The sequence below is a fragment of the Saccharopolyspora sp. 6V genome, assembly GCF_020176785.1.
Taxonomy (GTDB): Bacteria; Actinomycetota; Actinomycetes; order Mycobacteriales; family Pseudonocardiaceae; genus Saccharopolyspora_C; species Saccharopolyspora_C gregorii.
Window position 1 is genome coordinate 1 of sequence record NZ_JAIUKB010000035.1, and the last position, 23,644, is coordinate 23,644.

The window sequence follows — 23,644 nt, forward strand, 5'->3', positions numbered from 1 at the left end:
CCCCGGCCGGGCCGGGGGCCCGCCGCCGCCCCCCCCCCCCCCCCCCCCCCCCCCCCCCCCCCCCCCCCCCGCCCCGCCCCCCCCCCCCCCCCCCCCCCCCCCCCTTCTGCTTTCCCGGGTTCCCGGAGAACCCCGTCGGGGCCGATCGCCCCGCGAGGACTCGAACCGCTCCGCCGGGCTGCTAGGCGGAGTCGCCCAGCTCCTGCACTTCACCCTTGGACGCGTCCCGCTGCGGTTGTCCCATGACTCCCCCCTTCGTCACCCAGTGCCCACAGCGTACTCACCTTGAGTGACACCCAGAAGTGCCCACGGGAAGTTCTCGGCCCGACCGGGGCGACGATCCCGGCCCGATTCGCGATGATCACGCGGTTGCGGCCCCCGCCGCGGCGGCCCGGTACCGCCGCGCCACCGCCGAGAAAGCGGCCTTCGGTTCCCACTCCAGGTCGGGATAGGTCGCCCCCCGCCGCCCTTCGAGGATCTTGACGATCCCCAGGCCGGCCCGGTCCAAGTCGTCCCTCGGGTCGCCGTCCGGGCGGTGCGGGTAGCCGGGCAGGGCGAACAGGAACACGAACGCGCCGTCCACGCCCTCCGCTTCGAAGATCTCCAGCAGCTCGTCCAGGTAGGCGGCCTGACCGGCCTCGTCGCGCTCGTAGGAACCGGTCAACCGCACCGGAACCCGGGTCCGCGGATCGTGCTCGACCACCTCCAGCACCCGTCCCCCGCGGTCTCCCGCGCCCCGGTAGGCCGCGGTCCCGAACCCGGTGATGGCGAGCGGCTTCGGACCGCGGGCCAGCTCGCGCACCGCTTCGCGGAACCCGTCGGCGACCTCGGCGGAGCGGATCAGCTCGAACGTCGCGAAGTCGAAGGGGGCCCAGTCGACCTGCTCGAACTGGATGGCGGCGTAGGTGAGCCCGCCCCCGAAGTACTCGCGGACCGCGGCCGCGGCGTCGCGCAGGAACGCGTTGACGCGCCCGCCGAGCTCGCGCAGCGCCGCGGCCCGCTGCTCAGGCCGGCCCACCAGCTGCTCGACCCGCTCCTCGGGGGTGTCGCCGGGCAGGAACCCGCGGTTCATCACGCTCAGCTCGACCCCCGCGACGAACACGACCTCGGCTCCTCGCCGCCGGAGCCGTTCCGCCCGCACGGCGCAGTCGCGGAACAGCGCGAGGATCTGCTCCGGTTCCAGTTCGAGCGGGTAGGGCGAGAACCAGACCTCCAGGCCGAGGTCGGCGGCGGCACCGGCGGCCAGCTCGATGCGCCGCGGGTCGCCGCCGATGATCTGGACGGCGTTGCAGTGCAGGTCGTCGCGGATGATGGCGAGCTCGCGCCGGACCACCGCGGGGTCGAAGTGCTCGCGGGACGTCCGGCCGTGCACGACGAACCCGGTGTCGTAGGTCATTCCCCTTGCTCGCATGGCGCGATCCCCTCCGTCGGTCTTCCGGCGGACGAGCGTGACAGCAAAAGTGCGCGCACGCAAGTTTGCGTGCACGCACCTGGTCGTGGGACGCTGGCGCCGTGACGACGGCACCGGGGTTGCGGGAGCGGAAGAAGCAGGCCACGCGCGAAGCACTGCGCGCGGCGGCGCTGCGCCTGGCGGTCGAGCGCGGGCCGGACCAGGTGCGGGTCGAGGACATCGCCGAGGCGGCCGGGGTCTCGCCGCGCACCTACAACAACTACTTCGCCAGCCGCGAGCAGGCGATCGTCTCCGCCGTGACCGCGGACCGGGAGTCGCGGATCGCCGCCGCGGTCGCGGCCCGGCCCGCCGAGGTGCACCTGGCCGACGCCGTCACCGACGCGGTGGTCGAGCAGCTCACCGGCACCGGCGAGCACGACCCCGAGGCGCTGCTGCTGATCACCACCCGGCCCGCGCTGCGCGACGCGTTCCTCGACACCACCGCCGGCATCGAAGGGCCGCTCGCGGCGGCCATCGCCGACCGCGCGCCCGGCACCGAGGCGACCGCCGCCCGAGTGCTCGCGGCGAGCGTCGCCGCGGCGGTCCGCATCGCCCTGGAGACCTGGCTCCAGCCGGCCGGGAGCGCCGACGGCCTGGTCGTCCCCACCGGCCCACTACCCGACCAGCTCCGCGCAGCCCTGGCCCCCCTCACCCCAGCCCTCGACGCAGCCGAGCACCCCTGACCAAGATCGTCCTTCCTGTCAGCGGCGAAGCCGATGAGCAGAAACCACCTGACCAACCGGACCACCCGCGGGTTCTCAGCGGGATTCTCGCGAGGACAGCTTTTTCCCTCGTGGCGGAGCCACTTGGGAAAAAGATCCCGCAGCGAGAATCACGCTGAGGTTCCGCCACCCCACTCCCGAGCAACGGGACCGGGAAGGCCATCAAGGCCGAAGGCGTGCGAGTTGGGGGTCGTGGTCGCTGGTCTGGTCGGCGAACTCGGCGTTCACGTGCACCACGTCGTAGTCCACCCGCCCGACGCCCGGGGTGGTGAGCACGTGGTCGAGCGCCTGGGCGTTGCCCTCGTACACGTAGCTGTACCGCTCGACCGGCGGCAGCGCGTCGGCGGCGGAGCTCAGCAGCCCGCCCTCGGTCAGCGCGGACACCGCCGGGGAGAAGCCGAAGTCGTTGAGGTCGCCGGTGACGACGACCTTCGCGCCCGGGTCGATCGCCGTGAGGTCCGCGACGAGACCGCGCACCAGCCGGGCCTGCTCGACCCGCTGCCGCTCCGACTCCCGCGCGGGCGGCTGGAACCGGCCGTGCATCGGCTGGTCGCCGCCCTTCGAGGTGAAGTGGTTCGTGACGACGAACACCTGCTCGCCGCGGAACGAGAACTCGCCGACCAGCGGCTTCCGGCTCGCCTCCCATGCCGGGTCGGCGGGCGCGATGCGGCCCGGGGAGGCGCTCAGCTCGGCGCGGTCCCCCGCGGGCACCGCGCGGACCGGCGTGACCGCGTCCCCGCCGGGACGGTCCACGAAGGACACCCGGGCCGGGTCGAACAGGAACGCCACCCGGATGTTGCCGCCCGGCTGCCCGCCGTCGGCGCCGTCCACCGGGTCGATCTGCCGCCACTCGTAGCGCGGGCCGCCCGCGGCGGCGATGGCGTCCACCAGGCGGCGCAGCGTGCCGTCGGCGGCGACCACCCCGTCGTCGGTGGCGCCGGTGTCGTCCTGCACCTCTTCGAGGGCGATCACGTCCGGGGCCGCCAGGTTCACCGCGACGCCGCGGGCCAGCCGGTCGAGCTTCGACTGCTCGTCGGTGCCCGCCAGGTTCTCCACGTTGTAGGTGGCGACGGCCAGTTCGTCCGGATCCTGCGCGCGGGTGACCTCCGGTTCGACGCCCACCGGCCGGTGCTCGCCGAGCGACGTCGCCGCCAGCAGGTAGCCGCCGAACCGGCTGTAGTCCAGCGGCCCCTCGGTGCGCCCGGTCAGCTCGTCGCCGACGTTCGCCGCCGGGACCGGCAGGCCCACCGGCTCCACCTTCAACCGGCCCGAGTTCGGCTCGTCGTAGCCGGTGTAGGTGGTGGTGCCGCGCTCGCCGGCCTGCTGCGCGGGCTTCGAGGTGACGGTCAGCGCGCCGTACGAGTCGGTCGGGCCCACCACGCGCGCGTCGGCGACGGAGACGTTCATGTGCTCGCGGGACTCGTAGTAGTCCAGCGCGAACCGGGCCGGGTCGAGCGGCAGCGCGTCCAGCTCGCCGTCCGGGGCGTACGCCGCCGGTACCGATTCCGGGGCGATCGGCTCCGCCGCCGGGACCGGTGCCGCGCCGGTGATCTCCCAGGTGGCGCCGGACAGCTCGGTCACCGACTGGTTCGGCGTGGTCTCCGGCTGCTCGCCGTCGCCGACCGCGTAGTACTCGGCGACCGTGCCGGACACCGCCACCACGTCGCCCACCGCGACCCGCGGCGGCGCGTCCGGGGTGTAGACGAACAGGCCTTCGCTGGTGCGCGGATCGCCGTCAGGTTCCGGGTCCTGGAACCAGAAACCCGGTGCGGTGCCCTCGGTCCGGACGCCGGTGACCACGCCCGGCACACCGCTCACCCGCTGCCCCAGCAGAGGCGAGACGCGGCCCGCGCCCTGCACGTCGTGGATGCGCACCTCGGCTGCCGCCGCCGAACCCGGCAACACCATCAGCACCCCGCACGCGGCCAGCGCCCCGGCCAGCACCTTCGACGATCCCACTCCGAACCCCCAGCGCTCGAACGATCACAGCGGCGCCCGACGCTACCGCGCGCAGGTGACGCCCGAACCGATTTCACCCGTACGCCGGGCGAAACCTCGTCGATCGAGACCGCGGACCTCGCGCCGTTTCCCGTCAGCGGCGAAGCCGCTGAGCCGCCGACCACCTGAGCACCTCGCACCGCAGCGGGTTCTCAGCGTTCTCCTCGCGAGGACAGCGTTTTCTCCTGTGGCGGAGCCACCGGTGAAAACGATCCCGCAGCGAGGAGGACGCTGAGGTTCCGCCACCCCATCCCCGAGCAGCAGGGGACGACACGGTTTTCAGACCCGGATCTCCGGGCGGTGCTGCTCCAGCCAAGCCGCGATGTCGAGGGCCCGGTCCAGCTTCTCCCGTTCGTAGCCGGGGAGTTCCGCGGGCGGCGTGCTCACCGTGGCGTCGAACCACTTGCGGTAGATGACCTGGAACATCGGGTGGTCCGGGTCCGCCAGCACCTCGCGGCCCATCGCCTGCAACTTCCCCGCGTAGCCCGGGTCCTGGGTGGACGGGTACGGGCTCTTCACCCGTTGCAGCACCGATTCCGGCAGCACGTCGCGGGTGGCGGCGCGCAGGAGGCTCTTCTCCCGGCCGTCGAAGCTCTTCATCGCCCACGGCGCGTTGAACACGTACTCGACCAGCCGGTGGTCGCAGAACGGGACGCGCACCTCCAGGCCGACGGCCATGCTGATCCGGTCCTTGCGGTCCAGCAGCGCCCGCAGGAAGCGGGTCAGGTGCACGTGGCTCATCACCCGCATCCGCGCTTCGTGCGGATCTTCGCCGGGCAGCGGTTCCACTTCGGCGGCCGCGTCGCGGTAGCGGTCCTTCAGGTAGGTCATCAGGTCGATCCGGGCGTCCAGGTCCGGGTCGAAGAACTCCGACACGGCGGGCCCGCCTTCGTCCGCGGACATCTCACCGGCGGCGAACACCGGCACCATCCACGGGAAGATCTCGGCCTGCTGCGCCACCGGGTCGTGGAACCACGGGTAGCCGCCGAACAGCTCGTCCGCGGTCTCCCCGGACAGCGCGACCGTGCAGTGCTCCCGGATCGCCTGGAACAGCAGGTACAGCGAGGTGTCCACATCGGCGGCACCCACCGAGAAGTCCTTCGCCGCCAGCACCGTCCGCCGCGTCGCCGGATCGGCCAGGGCCGCGTCGGAGAGCACGATGTCCCGGTGCACCGATCCGACGTGCCGCGCCACGTCGTGCACGAACGGCGAATCCGGCGTCGCCCGCATGTCATCCGGGCGGAAGTTCTCCGCCAGGCCCACGAAATCCACCGAGTAGCTGCGCACCCGCTCGTCCCGCGCCGCCAGCTGGCCGGCCGACAGCGCGGTCAGCGCGCTCGAATCGAGGCCGCCGGACAGCAGCACGCCCAGCGGCACGTCCGCGGTCAGCTGCCGCCGCACCGAGTCGTCCAGCAGCTCCCGGATCGTGGCGATCGTCGTGTCGAGGTCGTCGGTGTGCTCGGCGGTGCGCAACGTCCAGTAGGTGCGTTCGCGCAGCCCGTCCCGGTCCACCACGACCAGCGTGCCCGGCACCACCTCGCGCATGTCCGCCCAGATCGCGTGCCCCGGCGTCTTGATCCCGCCGAGCAGCTCGTTCACCCCGTCCGCCGCGATCACCGGCCGCACGTCCGGGTGCGCCAGGATCGCCTTCGGCTCCGAACCGAACAGCACGCCGTCCCGGGTGCGCTGGAAGTAGAACGGTTTGATGCCCATCCGGTCGCGCACCATGACGAGCTTCTCGGCGCGACCGTCCCAGATCGCGAACGCGTACATGCCGTTGAGCCGGTCGACGAGCTCCTCGCCCCACTCCAGGTAGGCCCGCAGCACCACCTCGGTGTCGCTGGAGGTGCCGAACCGGTGGCCGCGACCGCGCAGTTCCTCGCGCAGCTCCGGGAAGTTGTAGGTCTCGCCGCTGTAGGTCAGCACCACCGGACCGTCCGGGGTGTCCGCGCGCATCGGCTGCGCCCCGCCCTCGATGTCGATCACGGCGAGCCTGCGGTGGCCGAGCGCGACGTGCCGGTCCAGCCACACCCCCGCCGCGTCCGGGCCGCGGCAGGCCATCGTCTCCGTCATCGCCGCCACGACGTCCCGCCGCCGGTTCACGTCGTCCTCGAACGACACCAGTCCCGCGATTCCGCACATGTTCCGCGCTCCTCCAGCCGCCGACGCCTGCACCGACCCACCCAGCAGCATCCCCGTCCGGAACCCGGGCATTCACCAGGATTCGGGGCGCACCGCGGCACCGGCGCACTCGACGTCGACGCCCCGCCCGACGCCGGAACGGAGCAGCGCGCCGGGGCCCGCGTTCCCCGTTCGGCGGCGAGCACCGGTGCGCCGGGTCAGCACCCACCCGCCGTCCGAGCGCCTCGGATGCCCCGAACGAGCAAGCCCGCGACCTGCGCCGCGACGCAGCGAGTTTCGCTGGACCAGCGGTAGGGCGGGGCCGCGCGGCCCGGAAGCATCCGTTGGCGGCGGCTCTTTCTCCGCGCTCTGGAGGAGCATTGACGCATCCGTCCCACTGCGAACGTGCCGGCGGCGACACCTGCAAGTGCCGGTGCGCCAACACCCTGCACGGGTGGCCCGGCGCCGTCTCGCTGATCCGCGACCCGGCCCCCGACGCCCTCGACGACTTCCGGGAACGAGCCGACCGCAGGTGGGAGGCGGCCGAGCGCAAGGCTTCCGGGAGCGAGAACCGCTCCCGCTCGACGATCGGGCACAAGCGCGCCGCGGTGGACACCGCGCGCGAACACGTGCTCCGGGCGCTCCGCGCGGTGCACCGGACCGCCGAGTCCCGTGCGGAGCAGCAGAGTCCCCCACCGGATTCGACGCCCGACGACGGAGCCACCGGGTCCGGTGCAGGACGGCAGGAATCTCCGCCACCTCCGACGTCCGACGAGGAAGCCGACACCGCGGCCCGGGAACGGGCGGACACCGACCGGAGGCTCGCCACCGCCCGCACCGATGTGGACCGGGTCGAAGCGGTGGGCGAGCTGCTCGGCCAGGTCCTCGACCAGGTCGAGCGGGACTTCGGCCCGCTGGGCACCGGAACCCGCGCGGCGATGGCGGAGCACTTCTGGTGCGAACTGCTCGTGCAGCTGGTCGTGGTGATCGAGGAGGCGAAGCGCGCCTGGGACGCGATTCCCCAGGTGGTGGGAAAGCAGCTCGACGAGGTGGTCAACGCAGGCCGCCGCAAGATCCCCGCCGAGGTCGTCTCCGCGTGCACGAAGCAGCTCTGGACCCGCCTCACCGAAGCGCTCGGCCTCACCGGGATCGAGCAGGCCGCCGCACTGCTGCCCGCGCTGCGGACGCTCGCGGTCGTGCTGTGCAAGTCCCCGCCCCGCCATCCGGCGGTCGTGCGGCACTGCCTGGACCCGCTCCAGGAACTGCTGCTGGACAAGGCGAAAGCGCGGTTGAAGCAGGCGTTCGGTGCGAGCCTGCTACCCGAGATCCACGCTCGGCTCGAATAGCCGCCGGCCTGTCGGTGCGTTGATCTAGTGTCCCGCGGCGTGAGACCTGGATACGGACATGCGCTCGTGCTGCGGCCGGGCGAGCACCTGAGCCGCCGCGCGGTGAGCTGCCCCTCCGGCGAGTACGGCCTGGTGCACCAGCACGACGGCAACGTCGTCCTTTACCGGAACGCCGACTCGGTCGCGGTGTGGGCCACCGGCACGAACTACCAGCGGGGGGTGCTCGACTCGCCCCTGGTGTCCGATCCGGATCCGGCGTTCGGCCGCCCCGGCCGCCTCGCTCTGGAAGAGGACGGCGACCTCGTGGTCTACGCGCACACCGGCGAGCGGCTATGGTCCACCGGCCCCCAACGCGAACCGGTCGAGTCCCTGGTGGTCCACGACTGGGGCAAGATCGCGCTGAAGAACGAGCAGGGTCACGTGCTGTGGGAATCGCCGCGCGCGCCGAAGCGCTGGGACGGCTGGAACTCCCCCGCCGACGGCCACCGGGTGCGGCGCGGGCAGACGCTGCGGAACGCCTCGCTGACCTCCGCGAACGGGGAGTACCAGTTCGTCGTCGGCGAGGAGGACGCGTGCTTCCTGTGCCGGGTGGACGGTCCGGTGCTGTGGCACGAGCCGATCCGGCGGGGCGACGGGTTCGCGCTCACCGAGGACGGCGAGCCGCGCACCGTCCGGCCGGACGGCTACGCGCTGCCCGGCATCATCGGTCCGGCGCCGGACGTGCGCGCGGAAGCGCTGCTGGTGACCGACGACGGGTTCCTCGCCCTCGTCGACGCGCACGACGAGATCCTGTGGGCGCACCGCCCGAAGCCGCTCGCCCCGGCGGTCCCGGCGAAGCGCGCCCGTCCCGCGCGGCCGACGCGCCCCGCGAACGTCCCCGAGCTGCCCGGCACCGAAGAGGTGCCCGTGGTGCGCACCGACTTCTCCGACGACGCGGCGTGGGCGGCGACCGCGGCCCGCACCACCGCCGACTACTTCGAAGGCGAACCGGACGACGAACCCTGGTCGGCGAACGTGGTCCTGGTCGACGACCGCCGCTACGCCGGACTCTCCGCGGCGCAGCTGACCGCCCTCGTCCCGGCGGACGCGGACTGGCCGCTGCTCGTCGTCGCCGACGCGCACACCACGACCGCGCCCGAGCACGACGTGCTGGTGGTCAGCCTCGACGAGGACAGCTTCGGCGAGACCCGCCGCGCCACCACCGGCGCCCTCGTCGAGATGGAGATCAACCTGTCCCTCGCCAACATGGACTGGGAGGACTTCGCGGGCGAGGAGGACTCCGGCCTGATCGAACCGATGAACGTCGAGAACCACCCGCACCCCCCGACCAGCTGACCCGGCGGGGCGTCGCGCGGAGGTTCAGCGGTGGAACGGCCGGTTCGCCGGGTACGAGGATCCACGACCCGGTCGTCGCGGACCACGAGGAACTCGACGCCGGTGGCACTGTCGTCCGCTCCGGGTCGACCCGGGATCGCGGTGCACGGCCCGGTCAGGAGGTCGCCCCCGACGAGACGGTGCCGGGAGCCGAGCCAGCTCCCCGTGCGCGGCGCCCCCGGAGAACCGGGCCCCGAACGCCGAAGAGCCGGTCCCCTGTGGGGACCGGCTCTTCGCTGGCGGTAGCGGTGGGATTCGAACCCACGGAGGCTCTCACCTCACGCGCTTTCGAGGCGCGCTCCTTCGGCCGCTCGGACACGCTACCGCCGACTAGGCTACTGCACGCTCGTTCGGCGCCTCAGGCGGGGGTCGAAGATCAGGAACCGCTGGACTCGCTCTCGCCGGAGCCCTTGAACTTGTCCTGGACGTCCTGCACGGCGCCGGCGGCCTTGTCCTTGACGTCCTGGCCGGTCTCCTTGACCTGGCCTTCGACCTGGTCGCGCTTGCCGGCGTTCTTCAGCTCGTCGTTGCCGGTGGCGTTCCCGGCCGCCTCCTTGGCCTTGCCGGTCCACTGCTGAGCCTGGTGCTTGGCCTTGTCGAACACGCCCATGATGACTCCTTCCGCAGCATTCGGTTCACGCGTGGGAGTACCCCTCATGATCCGGCATCACGCGCACGTGGCGCAGATCACCGGTGCTGGTCGAAGAATCCTTCCAGCAACCGCGCGCACTCGGCGGCCAGCACGCCGCCCACCACTTCCGGGCGGTGGTTGCTGCGGCGGTCCCGCACCACGTCCCACAGCGAGCCGACGGCGCCGGTGCGCGGTTCCCACACGCCGAACACCAGCCGGGACACCCGGGACAGGACCAGCGCGCCCGCGCACATCGTGCACGGCTCCACGGTCACGGCGAGCGTGCAGTCGGCGAGCCGCCAGCCGTCGCCCCACTCCGCGGCGGCGGCGCGCAGCGCCAGCACCTCGGCGTGCGCGGTCGGGTCGGCGAGGTCTTCGCGGCGGTTGTGGGCGCGGGCCAGGACGCGGCCGTCGGGGGCGGCGACCACGGCGCCGATCGGCACGTCGCCGGTGGCCAGCGCACCGGGGGCGACCTCCAGCGCGGCGCGCACCAGCTCGGTGTCGCGGGGCGTCACTGGTCCAGCTTCTCCAGCACGCCGGCGAACTGCTCCCCGAAACCGCAGCGCTGCGCGATCATCTCCAGCTGCTCGTCCGGGTACAGGTCGACCTCCTCGATGATCACGAGGAGTTCGCCCTCCGGGAGTCCGATGTCGGACAGGATCGACAGGTTGCCCTCCGGCCACACCTCGTCGTCGTCCTCGTCGGGGGCGTCCGCACGCAGCAGGTCCAGCACGTCCGCGGCGATGTCGTAGTCCAGGGCGGCCGCCGCGTCCGACAGCAGCAGGTCGACGCCACCGGGGATCGGGCGGATCAGCACGAAGAACTCGTCGTCCACGTTGCACATGCCGAACACCGCGCCGGTCGAGCGCAAGGCCCGCAACGCGGTGATCGTGTCGTCGAGCCCGCCCAACACCGAGCCCTCCAACGCACTGCACCGCCACCGGCCGTCCTCGCGAACCACGGCCACGGCGAAGCCCGCCTCCGGCTCCTGCCCTGTCATGCGGACCACGGTAGAGCGTGCGGGTGCCACCCGAAAGCACTATTGCGCGCTCGTGACCTTCGGCACCGCGAACGGGGGTGCACAACCGCACGACCGGGTGGCGCTGCCCCGCCCCGGGGTCGGGCAGGATGGGTCCATGCGTGCCGTGTGCGTGATCGGACTGGGATTGATCGGTGGCTCGGTGCTGCGCGCCGCCACCGCCGCCGGACGCCCCGCCTGGGGTGCCACCGCGGGAGCCGACGACGCCGCCGGGGCCCGCGGCGACGGCTACCAGGTGGACAGCACCGAGGAGGCGTTGCGCCGCGCCGCCGAGCAGGACGCCCTCGTCGTCGTCGCCACCCCGCTGACCTCGGTGCGCGCCGTGCTGCGCGAGGTCGCCTGGCACGCGCCGGAAGCGCGGCTCACCGATGTGGTCAGCGTCAAGGACCCGGTGGACGCCGAGGTGCGCGGCCTGCTGCCCGGCGCGCGCTACGCGGGCGGTCACCCGATGGCGGGCACCGCGTCCTCCGGCTGGGCCGCCGGGTCCGCCGAGCTGTTCCGCGGCGCGCCGTGGGCGGTCGTCGTCGAGGAGGGCACCTCGCTGGAGGCGTGGCGGGACGCCGCCGAACTGGCGCTGGACTGCGGTGCGCACGTCGTCGCCACCTCCGCCGCCGAGCACGACGACGCCGTCGCCCGCATCTCGCACCTGCCGCACGTGTTCGCGAACGTCCTCGCCGCCGTCGGCGCGGACGGCGGGCCGCTCGCGCTGTCGCTGGCCGCCGGGTCGTTCCGGGACGCCACCCGCGTCGCCGCCTCCGACCCGGAGCTGGTGCGGGCCATGACCGAGGGCAACCGGGTGGCGCTGCTGGACGCGGTGGACGACGCGCTGGGCCGGCTCGGCGCCGCGCGCGGCTCGCTGGCCTCCACCGGGGCGCTCAAGACCACCGTCGACGCGGGCTTCGCGGCGCGCGGCGAACTGGAGCGGGTCAGCGACCCCGAGCGGACGAGCCAGGAGGTGGTGCTGCGCGGCGACCGGGACCTGCGCAGGCTGCGGGAGCTCGGCGCGCGCGGCGGACGCATCACCGCGCTCGGCGAGGGGTCCGCCACCGTGGAACTCCCAGCGAGCTGACAGCGACTCCGCCCGCACCTTCCACCGGCGCCGCCGGTTCGGCCAGCATGGAGCCATGGCCCGCGCCTACGTCCTCGACGCCGCCCGCACCCCGTTCGGACGCTACCGGGGTTCGCTGTCCGGGATCCGCGTCGACGACCTCGCCGCCCTGCCGCTGACCGAACTGCTGTGCAGGCACGGTCCCGGCGGCAGCGGGCGGCTCGACCCGGCGCGGATCGAGGACGTGCTCTACGGCAACACCAACGGCGCCGGCGAGGAGAACCGCAACGTGGCGCGGATGGCGGCGCTGCTCGCCGGGCTGCCCGCCACCGTCCCGGGCGTCACCGTCAACCGGTTGTGCGCCTCCGGCGGTGAGGCGCTCGTGCAGGCGGCGCGGGCCGTCAAGGCCGACGAGGCCGAGCTGCTCGTCGCGGGCGGGGTGGAAGGCATGAGCCGCGCGCCGTTCGTGGTGCCGCGCGCCGAGCGGGCCATGCCGGACCGGATGGAGGCGGTGTCCACGGCCGCGGGCTGGCGGCTGGTGAACCCGCGGATGCTCTCGGCGTGGACGGTGCCGCTCGGGCACGCCGCGGAGCGGACCGCGCTGGACCTCAGCATCACCCGCGAACAGCTGGACGGGTGCGTTCTTCGCTCCCACCGGCGGGCGGCGGCCGCGTGGGACGCGGGCCTGCACGACGGGTTCGCGTTCCCGGTGACCGCACCCGACGGGGAGGTGGTGCGCCGCGACGAGTCGGTGCGGCCGGACACCGACCTGCGCAAGCTCGGCAGGCTCGACCCCGCGTTCTCCCCGGGCGGGCCGGTCACCGTGGGGAATTCGGCGCCGCTGTCGGACGGGGCGCTGGCCGCGCTCGTCGGCACCGAGGCGCAGGCCGAACGGCTCGGCGTGCGGCCGTGGGGCGAGCTGGTGGGTTCGGCGAGCACCGGGACGGAACCGCACCACTTCGCGCTGTCCGCGGTGCCCGCGATCCGCGCGCTGTTGCGCAAGCTCGGGGTGACCGCGGCCGACGTGGATCTGTGGGAGATCAACGAGACGTTCGCCGCGGTGGTGCTGGCGGTGCTGGAGCACCTGCCCGGCGTGGACCGGGAGCGGGTGAACGTGCACGGCGGCGCCCTCGCCTACGGGCACCCGCTGGGGGCGTCGATGCCGCGCATCGTGCTGGACCTGTGCCGCCACCTGCGGCACCGGGGCGGCGGGCTGGGCATCGCGGCGGCCTCAGTGGGCGTCGGGCAGGGGTTGGCGATCGCCGTCCGGGCGTGACCCGCGCCCCCGGGGCACCCGCGCGAACGGCCCCGGACGCGAGGAGAGGGGCCGTCCCCGCGCGTGCGGGACGACCCCTCTCGGGGCGCTGCCGGCCACCGCGCGGTCGGGACCACCCTCGCCAGGTCCCTCCGGTTCGGCTTCGGCCGCGCAGCGGAGCGCGGACTACTGCTTCGGTCCTGAGTCCTGGTTGCGGAAGTAGTCCTTGCCCTTCTCGGCGGCCTGATCGATCTGCTGCTCGTGGCCGAACTTCTTCTTGACCGCATCACTTCCCTTGTCGATGCCCTGTTCGACCTTGTCGCTGTGCTGCTTGCCCATGTTCAACAGCTTGTCCTTGAGGCTGCCGAGTCCCATGACAGCTCCCTTCTGGCGACGTCCTCAGGTCCTCCTGAAGCTAGACCCCCTGGCGGGGGAATGCGCGCCGGTGAGCGGCCGCCAGGCAGGCCCGTCACCGCGATCCGGCACGGAAGGGTGACATCGGCCGGGTGATCGCGAGTCTGTGGTGACGCTCCGCAGTCCGTCCCGATGCTTGCCCGCCGCTGCCCGGCGGGTCTAGCGTGACTCCGTGACCAGATGAGCGAATCCGGTCACGGAGTCCACGAGACGGCGCCGCCCGGACCGGCGCAGGAGAGGAACCCAGTGCCCCGCGACACCACCCGAGCCGACCGGATCCTCGACGCCGCAGGCGAACTGCTGCTGCGCCACGGGTACCGGAAGGTCACCGTCGACGACGTCGCCCGCCGGGCAGGCGTCGGCAAGGGCACCGTCTACCTGCACTGGAAGACGAAGGTCGCGCTGTTCCAAGGCCTCCTGCTGCGCGAGTCGATCGCGCTCGTCGACGACCTCCGCGGCGGCCTGCGGGACGACCCGGACGAGGTGCGCCCGCACCGGTTGCTGCGGCTGGCCTACCTCGTGACCTTCCGCCGCCCGCTGGCGCTGGCGCTGATCACCGGAGACGCCGAAGTCCTGGGCGAGCTCCGCCGGCCATCCGGTGCGGACCGCTCCGGCGAGGAGTGGATGCAGCGGACCAACGAGCGGTTCTACGCGGTGCTGGCCGAGTCCGGGCTGCTCCGCGACGACCTGCCCGACCTGGCCTACACGCTCAACGCCGCCGCGCTCGGGTTCTTCCTCGCCGACGACTACAAGCCCGCCCTCTCCGGCATCGATCGGGAGTCGAAGGCCGACGCCCTCGCGCACACCATCCGACATGCGTTCGAACCACCGGCGGAGCCGGACCCGGCGGTGGTGCGCGCCGTCGCGGACCGGATCGACGCGCTGCTCACCGAACTGATCAACGGCTACCGGGAGCTGTTCGACGCGCTGGACGCGGCGAACGCCCCCCGGCGGATTCCACCCGACGTTCGATGAAGGGGACATCATGACCGCGATCGAAGACTGGGGATCACCGGCGTCGCAGTTCTGGCTGCGCGGCGAACGCCCCGGCGAGCCCGTGCAGTACGACGAGTCCACCGGGTTGTGGAACGTCTACGGACACTCCGAGACCTTGCACCTGCTCAACGACCCGGTGACGTTCTCCTCCGACACCAGCCGGTTGTTCCCGCAGGGCGACGAGTTCGCCGACGGCAACCTGGTGCGGATGGATCCGCCGGAGCACGACAAGCTGCGCAGGCTCGTCACCCACGCCTTCACCCCGAAGGTCGTCGCCGGGCTCGAACCGCGCATCGCCGAACTCACCGGTGAGCTGCTCGACGCCGTCGACGGCACCGACCGGCTGGAACTGGTCGCCGACCTCGCCTACCCGCTGCCGGTGATCGTCATCGCCGAGCTGCTCGGCGTGCCCGCCGACGACCGCGGTCTGTTCAAGCAGTGGGTGGACGCGATGTTCACCAGCGACGCGACGCTGTCGCTGAAGGACCGGACGCCGGAGCAGCAGCGCGAGCTGGACGAGGTGCTCGCCCAGGTCCGCAACCTCACCGACTACCTGGGCGAGCACGTCGACGAGCGGCGCGCGCACCCGCGCGGGGACCTGCTCACGAAGCTCGTGGAAGCCGAAGTGGACGGGGAGCGGCTCACGCGCGAGGAAGTCGTGAACTTCGCGAACGTGCTGCTCATCGCAGGGCACATCACCACCACGATGCTGCTCGGCAACACCGTGCTCTGCCTGGACGCCCATCCCGAGCACGAGGCCCGCACCCGGGCGGATCGCGGCACGCTGCCCTCGGTGATCGAGGAATCGCTGCGCTTCCTCAGCCCGTTCGCCACGCTCGGCCGGGTGACCACCGCCGAGACCGAACTCGGCGGGCAGCGCATCCCGGCCGACCAGCTGCTGATGGTGTGGGTGGCCGCGGCGAACCGGGATCCGCGGCAGTTCCCGAACCCGGACGTCTTCGACCCGACCCGCCACCCGAACCCGCAGCTCGGCTTCGGCCGCGGCATCCACTTCTGCCTCGGCGCACCGCTGGCGCGGCTGGAGGGGAAGGTCGCGCTGGACCTGCTGCTGGACCGGTTCCCGAAGCTGGCCACCGACCCTTCGGATCCGCCGGAGTTCCAGCCCAACCCGAACATGACCGGCGTGCGGAAGCTCCCGCTGCGCACCCGCTGACCGGCGGCACCGGCCCGCGGGGGGTGCGGCCGCGCGAGGCTGAGCCGGTACCGGGTGAGCGGACCGTTCGTCCGATCCCGTTGGGCGAACGGTCCGTTCACCCCGCTGGAACCGCCCCGAGCAAGAGAAAGGGCCGCCGGTGCGCCCGGCGGCCCTCGCTCACGCGTTCCGGATCAGAACGACAGCTTGCGGAAGATCGCCCGCGGCAGGTGCCGCAGCACGACCATCACCCAGCGCATCTGCCCCGGAACCCAGATGGACTCCTTGCCCTTGCGGACGGCGTCGATGATCGCGGCGCCGACCTGCTCCGGCGTCTGCGCCATCGGGGCCGGCTTCATGCCCGCGGTGAGCTTCGTCTTCACGAAGTTCGGGCGCACGACCGTGACCTTCACGCCCGAACCCTCCAGGGCGTAGGTCAGCCCGGAGTAGAACAGGTCGATGCCGCCCTTGGCGGAGCCGTAGACGAAGTTCGTCCGGCGGGCGCGCTCACCGGCGGGCGAAGCCATCATCACCAGGTGCCCGTGGCCCTGCTTGCGCAGCTTGTTCGACAGGTGCACGCCCAGCGACATCGGCGCCACGTAGTTGACCTCCGCGGTCAGCCGGGCGGCGGCCGGGTCGGTCCAGCACTTCTCGTTGTCGAGCTGCACGCCGAAGGCGACCAGGGTGACGTCGATGTCGCCGTCGGCGAAGGCCTTCTCGACCACGTCGCCGTGCGTTTCCGGGTCGGTGGCCTCGAACTCGATGGTGCTGACCGTGCTGCCGGTCTTGCGCAGCCGCTCCGCGGCGGCTGCGACCAGGTCGGCCTCCTCGGGGCGCGCGGCCAGCACGATCCGGAGCGGGCGCTGGTTCGCGTACTGCTCCGCGGTCGCCAACGCGATGTCGGACGTACCACCGAGGATGAACAGGGACTGCGGGTTTCCAACGGCGTCGATCACAGGGCCAACCTTCGGGACAGATCGGAGTGGAAGATTCCTTGCGGGTCGACGGCGGCGCGGACCTTGCGCCACTCGTCGAGGCGGGGGTACATCTGCTGGATCATCTCGGGCGTGGTCCGCGAGTCCTTCGCGAAGTACAGACGCCCGCCCGCGCCGAGCACCACCTCGTCCAGTTCCTGGCAGAACCGGCTCAGGCCGTCCTTGATCGGGAAGTCGACGGTGATCGTCCAGCCCGGCATCGCGAACGACAGCGGCGCGCGGCTGCTGTCGCCCATCCGCTTGAGGACGTTGAGGAACGACACGTGACCGGACTCGGCGATGCGCTTCACCAGCGTGCGCAGCGCCTCGTGCTGCTCGAACGGCAGGATGAACTGGTACTGCAGGAAACCCTTGGAACCGTAGGCGCGGTTCCACTCGCCGAACATGTCCAGCGGATGGTAGAAGGCCGTCAGGTTCTGCACCTGGCCGCGGCCCGCCTTCGGCGTCTTGCGGTACCAGACCTCGCTGAGCGTGCTGAACGTCAGCTTGTTGGCCAGCCCGTTCGGGAACACGTCCGGGAAGGTCAGCAGCTGCGGCGCGTCGAACTTCAGCGGGTCGGCGCGCAGCTTCGGCGGCAGCTCGTCGAGCTTGGCCAGCGAGCCGCGGGAGAACGCCGAGCGGCCCAGCTTCGGGCCGGTGGAGATCGCGTCGAACCACGCCATCGAGTAGTCGTAGTTCATGTCCGAGCCGTTGGAGAACAGCTCCAGCGTCTCGTCCAGGTCCTTCGTGCGGTCGGCGTCGACGATGAAGTACGCGCTCTCGGTGCGCTTCATCTTCACCTTGGCGCGCAGCACGATGCCGGTCAGGCCGACACCGCCCACCGTCGCCCAGAACAGCTCCGAGCCCTCCCCGTCCGGGGTCAGGGTGCGGACCTCGCCGTCGGCGGTGAGCAGGTCCATCGACAGCACGTGGTTGCCGAAGCTGCCGTGCGAGTGGTGGTTCTTGCCGTGGATGTCGCAGCCGATGGCGCCGCCGATGGTGACCTGGCGGGTGCCCGGCAGCACCGGGACCCACAGGCCGTGCGGCAGCGCCGCCTTCATCAGCTGGTCCAGGCTCACGCCGGCGTCCACGTCGACCACGGCCTTGTCCGGGTCGATGTCGTGGATGCGGTTCAGCGCGGTCATGTCGATGACCGTGCCGCCCGCGTTCTGCGACACGTCGCCGTAGCTGCGGCCCAGGCCGCGGGCGATGACGCCGCGCTCATCGGCCTCGCGGACTGCGCGGGCGATCGCGTCGACGTCGGGGGTGCTCAGCACGTGGGCGTGGGTCGGCGCGGTGCGCGCCCAGCCCATCAGCTTCCGGTTCTGCAACGCTGCGGTCACAGGCTCAACCTCCGGGACAGGTCGGAATGGAACACGCCCTCGGGGTCGACCGAGGCGCGGATCTTGCGCCACTCGTGGATGCGCGGGTACATCCGCTCGATCATCTCCGCCGTCGTCCGCGACTCCTTGGCGAGGTAGAGCCGCCCGCCCGCGTCGAGCACCAGCTCGTCGAGCTCCCGGCACAGCCGGTCCAGGCCCGGCGAGATGGGAATGTCGACGGTCAGCGTCCAGCCCTCGCCGGGGAACGACATCGGGGCCTCGTTGCCCTCGCCGAAGGTCTTGAGCACGTTCAGGAACGACACGTGCCCGCTCGCGCTGATCTTGTCGATGGACCGGCGGAACATGTCCTCCTGGCCGAACGGCACCATGAACTGGTACTGGAGGAACCCGTTCGGCCCGTACACCCGGTTCCACTCGCCGACCAGGTCGAGCGGGTGGAAGAACTGGGTGATGTTCTGCACGGCCCCGAACTTCGTCGGCGCCTTGCGGTACCAGACCTCGTTGAAGGCGGTGATCGTGTACTTGTTCACCAGCCCGTTCGGGAAGATCGGCGGAGCGGTCATCAGCTGCGGGGCGTTGAACTTCAACGGGTCCTTGCGCAGCTTCTTCGGCAGGTCCTCCAGCTTCGCGGAGTTCCCCCTGGTCAGCAGGGCGCGGCCCAGCTTCTCGCCACGCGCCAGCGAGTCGAACCAGGCCACGGAGTAGATGTAGTTGCCGTCGGAGCCGTCGGTGAAGTGCTCGATCAGCTCGTCGAGGTTCTTCGTCTGCACATTGTCGACCAGGAAGTACGCCGTTTCGACGCGCTTGAGCCGGATGGTCGCCTTCAGGATGATCCCGGTCAGCCCCATGCCGCCGACCGTCGCCCAGAACAGCTCGGAACCGGCGCCCTGCGGCGACAGGGTGCGCACCGAGCCGTCGGCGGTGAGCAGGTCCAGCGACAGCACGTGGCTGCCGAACGAACCTTGCGAGTGGTGGTTCTTGCCGTGGATGTCGGAACCGATGGCGCCGCCGACGGTGACCTGGCGGGTGCCCGGCAGCACCGGGATCCACAGGCCGTACGGCAGCAGGCGGCGCATCAGCACGTCCAGCGAGACACCGGCGTCCACCACGACCGTCGCCTCGTCCGCGTCCACCTGGTGCACGCGGTTCAGCGCGGTCATGTCGATGACGGTGCCGCCCGCGTTCTGCGACGGGTCTCCGTAGCTGCGGCCGAGGCCGCGGGCGATGACGCCGCGCGCACCGGCTTCGCGGACCGCTCTCGCGATCACGTCGACGTCCGGGGTGCTCACGACCTGGGCCGAGGTCGGCGCCGTGCGCCCCCAGCCGGTCAACCGCTGGCTGGTCGCGTGTTCGTGCTGTACCGATCCCACCCAGCCGAGTCTATCCGCGCCCCGACCCCGGGTACGGGCGGGTAGCGGCGGCCTAGCACAGGTGTCCCCGTCGGTGCAGAGCTTCGCCGCTACACTTTTCGGGGCGACTTGTGGTCGTCCGCCTCCGGGCCCGCCGTACCGACGCTCGTTGCCGACACTTGGGGTGAACCAGTGGCCGTGGCCGAATCCGGTGCAGACGCCGAGATCAAGAAGCTCGGGCTGTTCCAGCAACTCTTCCGCTTCGTGGCCATCGGCGGGTTCTGCGCGCTGATCGACGCGGGCACCTACTCGGTGCTGCTGGGCGTGCTGGGCTGGCCGACCTGGTTGTCGAAGTCGATCTCCTTCATCCTCGGCACCACGGCGTCGTACCTGATCAACCGGAAGTTCACCTTCAGCGGGGCGAGCACCGGCAACTCCACGGCCAAGGCCGGGGCGTTCGCGATCGTCTACACGACGACGTTCTTCGTGAACATGGGCTCGAACGAGCTGCTGTGCCGGATCTTCGAGGCGCGCGAGGCGTGGCAGTTCGGGCTGTTCTGGGTGATCGCCCAGGGCCTCGGCACGCTGATCAACTTCGTGATGCTGAAGTGGGTCGTCTTCCGCGACTGACCCGGCACCGGCCCGTCAGCGGCTGAACCCGGCGGGCCGGTTCGGCGCCCCGTAGGCGTTGCTGTCCGAACGCGTGCTCTCCACGTGCGCCGTGGCGACGTGCGCGAAGTTCACCGCGAACTTGCCGCCGTCCGCCGTCGTCAGCAGCGTCGTGCCGCCGGAGCCCATCAGTTCCGCCAAGCGCCCGTCCAGCGTCTCGGCCTCGGTCGCGTCCAACGCGATGTGCAGGGGCTGGGACACGCCAGCCAGGTGCAGGACCAGTCCCGGTCGTTTCTCGCTCATGCCCCCAGCGCACCACCGCGCCGGCCACGGCGACAGGTGCTTTCACCCTGAGCGGACGCGCCACCAGGCCTTTTCACCCTCGGCGGACACGGGAACGGCCCGCCCCACCGGAAATCGGCGGGGCGGGCCGTCATCGCTCGGGGGCCGCCGGAACGACCCGCGGGCCGTTCCGTACGGGCTCCTCACTGCTGGTCGTCGTCACCGCCGAGCTGCTTGACGTCGTTGCGGTCGTCCGAGCTGGGCACGTCGCCCGGCAGCTGGACCGTCTTGGTCAGCGGCCCCGGCGACCACAGCCCGGAGTGCGTCTCGGAGTGCACCTCCATCGCCGCCTGCGCGGGCAGCGCGTCCGGCTCGTACGGGTCCACCTCGTACAGCGAACCCCAGTCCCGGTTCAGGTCCCCGCGCATGTAGGTCGGCAGCTCCCGCACGCTGGAGCTCACGTTCATCCAGCCGAACGGACCGCCCGCGTCCGGCGAGGACCAGCCCGCGCCGATGTCGCGGACCTCGGCACCCGCCGACACCCGGAACCGCGGCATCTCGGCGACGCCGCCGCTGATCCCGGAGATCTTCAGGCACGGGTGCACCAGCGCCGCCGTCCACTCCACGAACGTGGGGGCGTCGCCGACGACGTCGGTCATGTTCGACAGCTGCGGCGCGCGCGGTGCGCTCACCGCCAGCCAGCCGTTCGGGGACACCGCCTGGTCGATCGCGACGACCCGCATCTTGGTGGCGCCCTCGGCGTCCCCACCGACGGTGTAGCGGTAGTCCCGCCACGACGGTCCGGGGCCCTGGCCGACGAACTGCCGGTGCATCAACTCGAAGCCCTGCGGGGTGTCCCGGCCGAATTCGAGGACCAGCGCGTTCGCCCCGGACTCCGAACCGGCCAGGCTCAGCACCACCGGGACCTCGCCGGTCGCCGCGCGCTCCGGCAGGTCGTACCACTGGGTGCGCAGCTCTCCGGTGCCGGTGCCCGCCTCGTCGTAGCTGCCCCACACCGGGGCGGTGTCGTCGCCGAACTGGTACGGCGGGCGCCAGTCCGGCTCCTCCGGGTCCGAACCGTCCCCGACGGGCAGGCCGGGGCGGCGGAAGCCGTCCATCTTGGCGCCCAGGTACTGGCGGGCGTCCTCCTCGTCCTTGGCGCGCTTGGGCACCTCGAAGTCCGGGGCCGGCGAGCCCGGCTGCTGCCCGGACACCGGCAGCATGCCCGCCTTCGGATCGGTCTCCACGTACACGTAGTCGGACAGGCCGCAGCTGGAACCGGCCAGCTGCTTGATGTTGTCCATGCCGAGGCTGTAGCTGCCCGCCTGCTTCTGGATGACCTTGCCGAAGGTCGCCAGTTCGCCCAGCACGAGCAGCGCGCAGATGATCGCCAGCGGGGCGGTGCCCAGCCGCAGGGCGCGGCTGCGCTTCTCCATCCCGGTCTTGTCCGGGAGCTCCACGAGCTTCGGGTTCTTCTCGTCCAGCCGCAGGTGTTCGACGAACGCGACGATGCCGGCGACGGCGGCGAGGCCCAGCAGCAGCGTGCTCGCGTCGTGCCCCTTGATCGACGGCGGCTTGTCGAACCACGGCACGCCCCAGCCGGACACGTACCACCAGGCGTTGGGGCCGGTCGCGGCGAACGCGCAGATCACCATCAGACCGGCGAAGAACGCCGCCCGGTTCCGCCGCGACCGCAGCACCGTGCTGCTCGTCGCCAGCGCGGTCAACGCCGCCAGCGCGCCGCCGACCGCCGCGAAGATCCCGAAGTGGTGGGACCACTTGGTGGGGGTCAGGGCCAGCGCGACGAAGGACAGCGCGGCGACCGCCAGCAGGCGGCGGCTCGGGCCGAGTGCGGCACCGCGGATGCGGCCCCGGCGCAGCAGCATCACCGCGCAGGTCGCCAGGCACAGCATCACCAGCAGCACCGGGAACCGGCGCACCAGCGAACCGTCCGGGGTGGGGCTGAACAGCAGGTTGTAGCGGTTGAGCTCCTGGTACCAGTCCTCGCTCGGCCCGAGCTCGGTGCGCAGCTCGGTGGCGTCCATGACCGAACCCCACGTCTGGTCCGCGAACACCGCCGTGAGGATCACGAACCCGCAGGCCGCGATCGGCGCCAGCACCGGCAACCAGCCGTAGTCCTTGGCGCGCTGCCGCACCAGCCGCAGCAGCGGCTTCAGCGCCGCCACGTACGGCAGCACCGCCACCAGCCCGTGCGGCCCGGCGCCGAGTGCCAGCGCCGCGACGACCAGGCCGAGCGCGGCGGGCATCAACCGGCCGGTGGCCACCGCCCGCTCCACCGCGCACAGCGCCAGCAGCGAGAACAGCGCGATCACCGGCTCGGCGCGCAGCCCGTTGTTGTAGGGCAGCCAGAACGCCAGGAACACCGCGGCCGCGGCCCAGCCCGCCGCGTTGCTGCGCCGCACCTGCTGCCCGAGCCGCGGCAGCACCTCGCGGCTGATCAGCATCCAGCTGACCGAACCCATCAGCAGCGCGGGCAACCGCACCCACGGCGTCGCCGTGGACACCTGCACCCACATCGAGTACAGCTCGTAGAACCAGCCGAACGGCGCCTCCGGCACCGCGAACCAGCGGTAGTAGTTGCTGATGTAGCCGGCGCTCTCCCGCGCCCGCGCGATGGTGAGGATGTAGCCGTCGTCGGAGGTCATCGCCCCCGCGATCCACCAGACGACCAGCGACCCGAACACGGCGAGGTCGCGCAGCGTCGGCTTCCACCAGCCCAGCGGCGCCCACCGCGGCGGCCGCCGGCCCGCCCGCACGTCCAGGCGGCGCAGGCACACCACCGAGCCGACGAACGACGCCAGCGCCAGCACGATCACCGCGATCTTGATCGGGGTCGCGCTGCTCTCGTAGCGGTTGTCGATGCGGGCCTCGAAGGACAGGCCCCGGATGTCGTCGACGTTCGCGTCCAGGTCGGAGAAGATGCCGGTGAGCTGCGGGCGCTGGTCGCCGCGCATGTTGGCCAGCTTCTCGTCACCGAGCTCGACCTTGGTGCCGATCGCGTCCGAGCGCACCTCGATGGCGCAGTCCCCCGGCGGCAGCGGCATCGTGCTGATCTGCTGCCCCTTCGACAGCAGCGTCACCTGGCCGTTGTCGACCTGCAGGGTCATCCCGGTGAGGTTGCCGTAGTCGGAGTCCGGCGGGTTCGTGCTCAGCAGGTTCGCCGGGCCCTGGGTGCGCGCGTCGAGGCTGCGCACCGAGGCGCACGGCACGGTCGCGTCCATCCACAGCGGTTCGAAGCTCACCAGCGGCGCGGACACCGACTCGGTGCCCTCGGCGGTGGGCCATCGCAGCGTGTTGACGTCGTGCTCGACCGGCAGGAAGGGCACCGCGAGGGCCAGGACCGCGCCGAGCAGTCCGAGCACGGAGGCGAACCACCTCAGCTGCTTCGCGGACGGGTCCCGCCCGTTCGCCGCCGGGCGTGCCGGAGAGTCCGCCGGTCGATCCTCGGACGACTCCGATGGGTCGTCCTTGCGACTGCTGTCTTCCTGCCCCTTAAGCACGCCAGGAGAATAGTAGTCG

At 72.0% G+C, this 23,644-nt stretch carries 20 protein-coding genes and 1 tRNA gene; 8 read left to right on the forward strand and 13 right to left on the reverse strand.

Annotated elements, in window-relative coordinates:
- Positions 1-361 precede the first annotated feature (361 nt).
- Positions 362-1,411: a hypothetical protein gene (locus LCD35_RS07840; protein WP_224967312.1), complete on the reverse strand. Its 1,050-nt coding sequence runs from the start codon at positions 1,409-1,411 to the stop codon at positions 362-364.
- Positions 1,412-1,512: 101 nt separating this feature from the next.
- On the opposite strand from LCD35_RS07840, the gene LCD35_RS07845 reads away from it, so the two are divergent.
- Positions 1,513-2,133: a TetR/AcrR family transcriptional regulator gene (locus LCD35_RS07845; protein WP_224957127.1), complete on the forward strand. Its 621-nt coding sequence runs from the start codon at positions 1,513-1,515 to the stop codon at positions 2,131-2,133.
- Between the two features lie 201 nt (positions 2,134-2,334).
- Here LCD35_RS07845 and LCD35_RS07850 read toward each other — a convergent pair whose 3' ends face one another.
- Together LCD35_RS07850 and asnB are read right to left on the reverse strand one after the other, a co-directional pair.
- A complete protein-coding gene (locus LCD35_RS07850; protein WP_224967544.1) occupies positions 2,335-4,080 on the reverse strand; it encodes an endonuclease/exonuclease/phosphatase family protein in 1,746 nt (581 codons plus the stop codon).
- A 369-nt stretch (positions 4,081-4,449) separates the two neighbouring features.
- Positions 4,450-6,312: an asparagine synthase (glutamine-hydrolyzing) gene (asnB, locus tag LCD35_RS07855; RefSeq protein ID WP_224957128.1), complete on the reverse strand. Its 1,863-nt coding sequence runs from the start codon at positions 6,310-6,312 to the stop codon at positions 4,450-4,452.
- A gap of 359 nt (positions 6,313-6,671) precedes the next feature.
- Between asnB and LCD35_RS07860 the strand changes: the two genes are divergently transcribed.
- Together LCD35_RS07860 and LCD35_RS07865 are read left to right on the forward strand one after the other, a co-directional pair.
- A complete protein-coding gene (locus LCD35_RS07860; protein ID WP_224967532.1) occupies positions 6,672-7,637 on the forward strand; it encodes a hypothetical protein in 966 nt (321 codons plus the stop codon).
- A 39-nt stretch (positions 7,638-7,676) separates the two neighbouring features.
- Positions 7,677-8,972, forward strand: a complete 1,296-nt coding sequence (locus tag LCD35_RS07865) for a hypothetical protein (RefSeq protein ID WP_225043971.1) — start codon at positions 7,677-7,679, stop codon at positions 8,970-8,972.
- Between the two features lie 276 nt (positions 8,973-9,248).
- On the opposite strand, the gene LCD35_RS07870 is transcribed toward LCD35_RS07865, so the two are convergent.
- The 4 genes from LCD35_RS07870 to LCD35_RS07885 all read right to left on the reverse strand — a co-directional run bounded on the left by LCD35_RS07870 (position 9,249) and on the right by LCD35_RS07885 (position 10,642).
- Positions 9,249-9,336, reverse strand: a tRNA-Ser gene (locus LCD35_RS07870).
- Positions 9,337-9,387: 51 nt separating this feature from the next.
- Positions 9,388-9,621, reverse strand: coding sequence for a CsbD family protein (locus LCD35_RS07875; protein WP_224957131.1), 234 nt, complete (start codon positions 9,619-9,621; stop codon positions 9,388-9,390).
- Between the two features lie 77 nt (positions 9,622-9,698).
- Positions 9,699-10,157, reverse strand: coding sequence for a nucleoside deaminase (locus LCD35_RS07880; protein WP_374108046.1), 459 nt, complete (start codon positions 10,155-10,157; stop codon positions 9,699-9,701).
- On the reverse strand, positions 10,154-10,642 hold the full coding sequence (locus LCD35_RS07885; RefSeq protein WP_224957135.1) for a tRNA adenosine deaminase-associated protein: 489 nt from the start codon (positions 10,640-10,642) through the stop codon (positions 10,154-10,156). The genes LCD35_RS07880 and LCD35_RS07885 overlap by 4 nt, the downstream gene beginning before the upstream one ends.
- A gap of 136 nt (positions 10,643-10,778) precedes the next feature.
- Between LCD35_RS07885 and LCD35_RS07890 the strand changes: the two genes are divergently transcribed.
- The gene (locus LCD35_RS07890; protein ID WP_224957137.1) at positions 10,779-11,750 is read left to right on the forward strand and encodes a prephenate dehydrogenase; all 972 of its coding nucleotides are present in this window, start codon (positions 10,779-10,781) and stop codon (positions 11,748-11,750) included.
- Positions 11,751-11,805: 55 nt separating this feature from the next.
- A complete protein-coding gene (locus tag LCD35_RS07895) occupies positions 11,806-13,005 on the forward strand; it encodes a thiolase family protein (protein WP_224967536.1) in 1,200 nt (399 codons plus the stop codon).
- A 165-nt stretch (positions 13,006-13,170) separates the two neighbouring features.
- Here LCD35_RS07895 and LCD35_RS07900 read toward each other — a convergent pair whose 3' ends face one another.
- Positions 13,171-13,359: an antitoxin gene (locus LCD35_RS07900; RefSeq protein ID WP_224957141.1), complete on the reverse strand. Its 189-nt coding sequence runs from the start codon at positions 13,357-13,359 to the stop codon at positions 13,171-13,173.
- A gap of 285 nt (positions 13,360-13,644) precedes the next feature.
- Here LCD35_RS07900 and LCD35_RS07905 point away from each other — a divergent pair, with 285 nt between their 5' ends.
- Together LCD35_RS07905 and LCD35_RS07910 are read left to right on the forward strand one after the other, a co-directional pair.
- Positions 13,645-14,373 (forward strand): TetR/AcrR family transcriptional regulator, encoded by a 729-nt coding sequence (locus LCD35_RS07905; RefSeq protein WP_224957143.1) that lies wholly within the window; start codon positions 13,645-13,647, stop codon positions 14,371-14,373.
- A gap of 10 nt (positions 14,374-14,383) precedes the next feature.
- Complete coding sequence (locus LCD35_RS07910) at positions 14,384-15,568, forward strand: cytochrome P450 (protein WP_224967538.1); 1,185 nt, start codon at positions 14,384-14,386, stop codon at positions 15,566-15,568.
- Positions 15,569-15,741: 173 nt separating this feature from the next.
- On the opposite strand, the gene LCD35_RS07915 is transcribed toward LCD35_RS07910, so the two are convergent.
- From LCD35_RS07915 to LCD35_RS07925, 3 genes are read right to left on the reverse strand one after another with little or no spacing between them, the layout of a single operon-like run.
- Entirely contained in the window at positions 15,742-16,503 is a 762-nt protein-coding gene (locus tag LCD35_RS07915; RefSeq protein WP_224957147.1) for a decaprenylphospho-beta-D-erythro-pentofuranosid-2-ulose 2-reductase, read from the reverse strand.
- Positions 16,500-17,834, reverse strand: a complete 1,335-nt coding sequence (locus LCD35_RS07920) for an FAD-binding oxidoreductase (RefSeq protein ID WP_224957200.1) — start codon at positions 17,832-17,834, stop codon at positions 16,500-16,502. The genes LCD35_RS07915 and LCD35_RS07920 overlap by 4 nt, the downstream gene beginning before the upstream one ends.
- Before the next feature lie 26 nt (positions 17,835-17,860).
- Positions 17,861-19,234, reverse strand: a complete 1,374-nt coding sequence (locus LCD35_RS07925) for an FAD-binding oxidoreductase (protein WP_224957149.1) — start codon at positions 19,232-19,234, stop codon at positions 17,861-17,863.
- Positions 19,235-19,405: 171 nt separating this feature from the next.
- On the opposite strand from LCD35_RS07925, the gene LCD35_RS07930 reads away from it, so the two are divergent.
- Entirely contained in the window at positions 19,406-19,843 is a 438-nt protein-coding gene (locus LCD35_RS07930; protein ID WP_224957151.1) for a GtrA family protein, read from the forward strand.
- Between the two features lie 15 nt (positions 19,844-19,858).
- On the opposite strand, the gene LCD35_RS07935 is transcribed toward LCD35_RS07930, so the two are convergent.
- Positions 19,859-20,125, reverse strand: a complete 267-nt coding sequence (locus tag LCD35_RS07935; RefSeq protein WP_224957152.1) for a hypothetical protein — start codon at positions 20,123-20,125, stop codon at positions 19,859-19,861.
- 182 nt (positions 20,126-20,307) lie between these two features.
- Entirely contained in the window at positions 20,308-23,625 is a 3,318-nt protein-coding gene (locus LCD35_RS07940; RefSeq protein ID WP_224957153.1) for an arabinosyltransferase domain-containing protein, read from the reverse strand.
- Positions 23,626-23,644 lie beyond the last annotated feature (19 nt).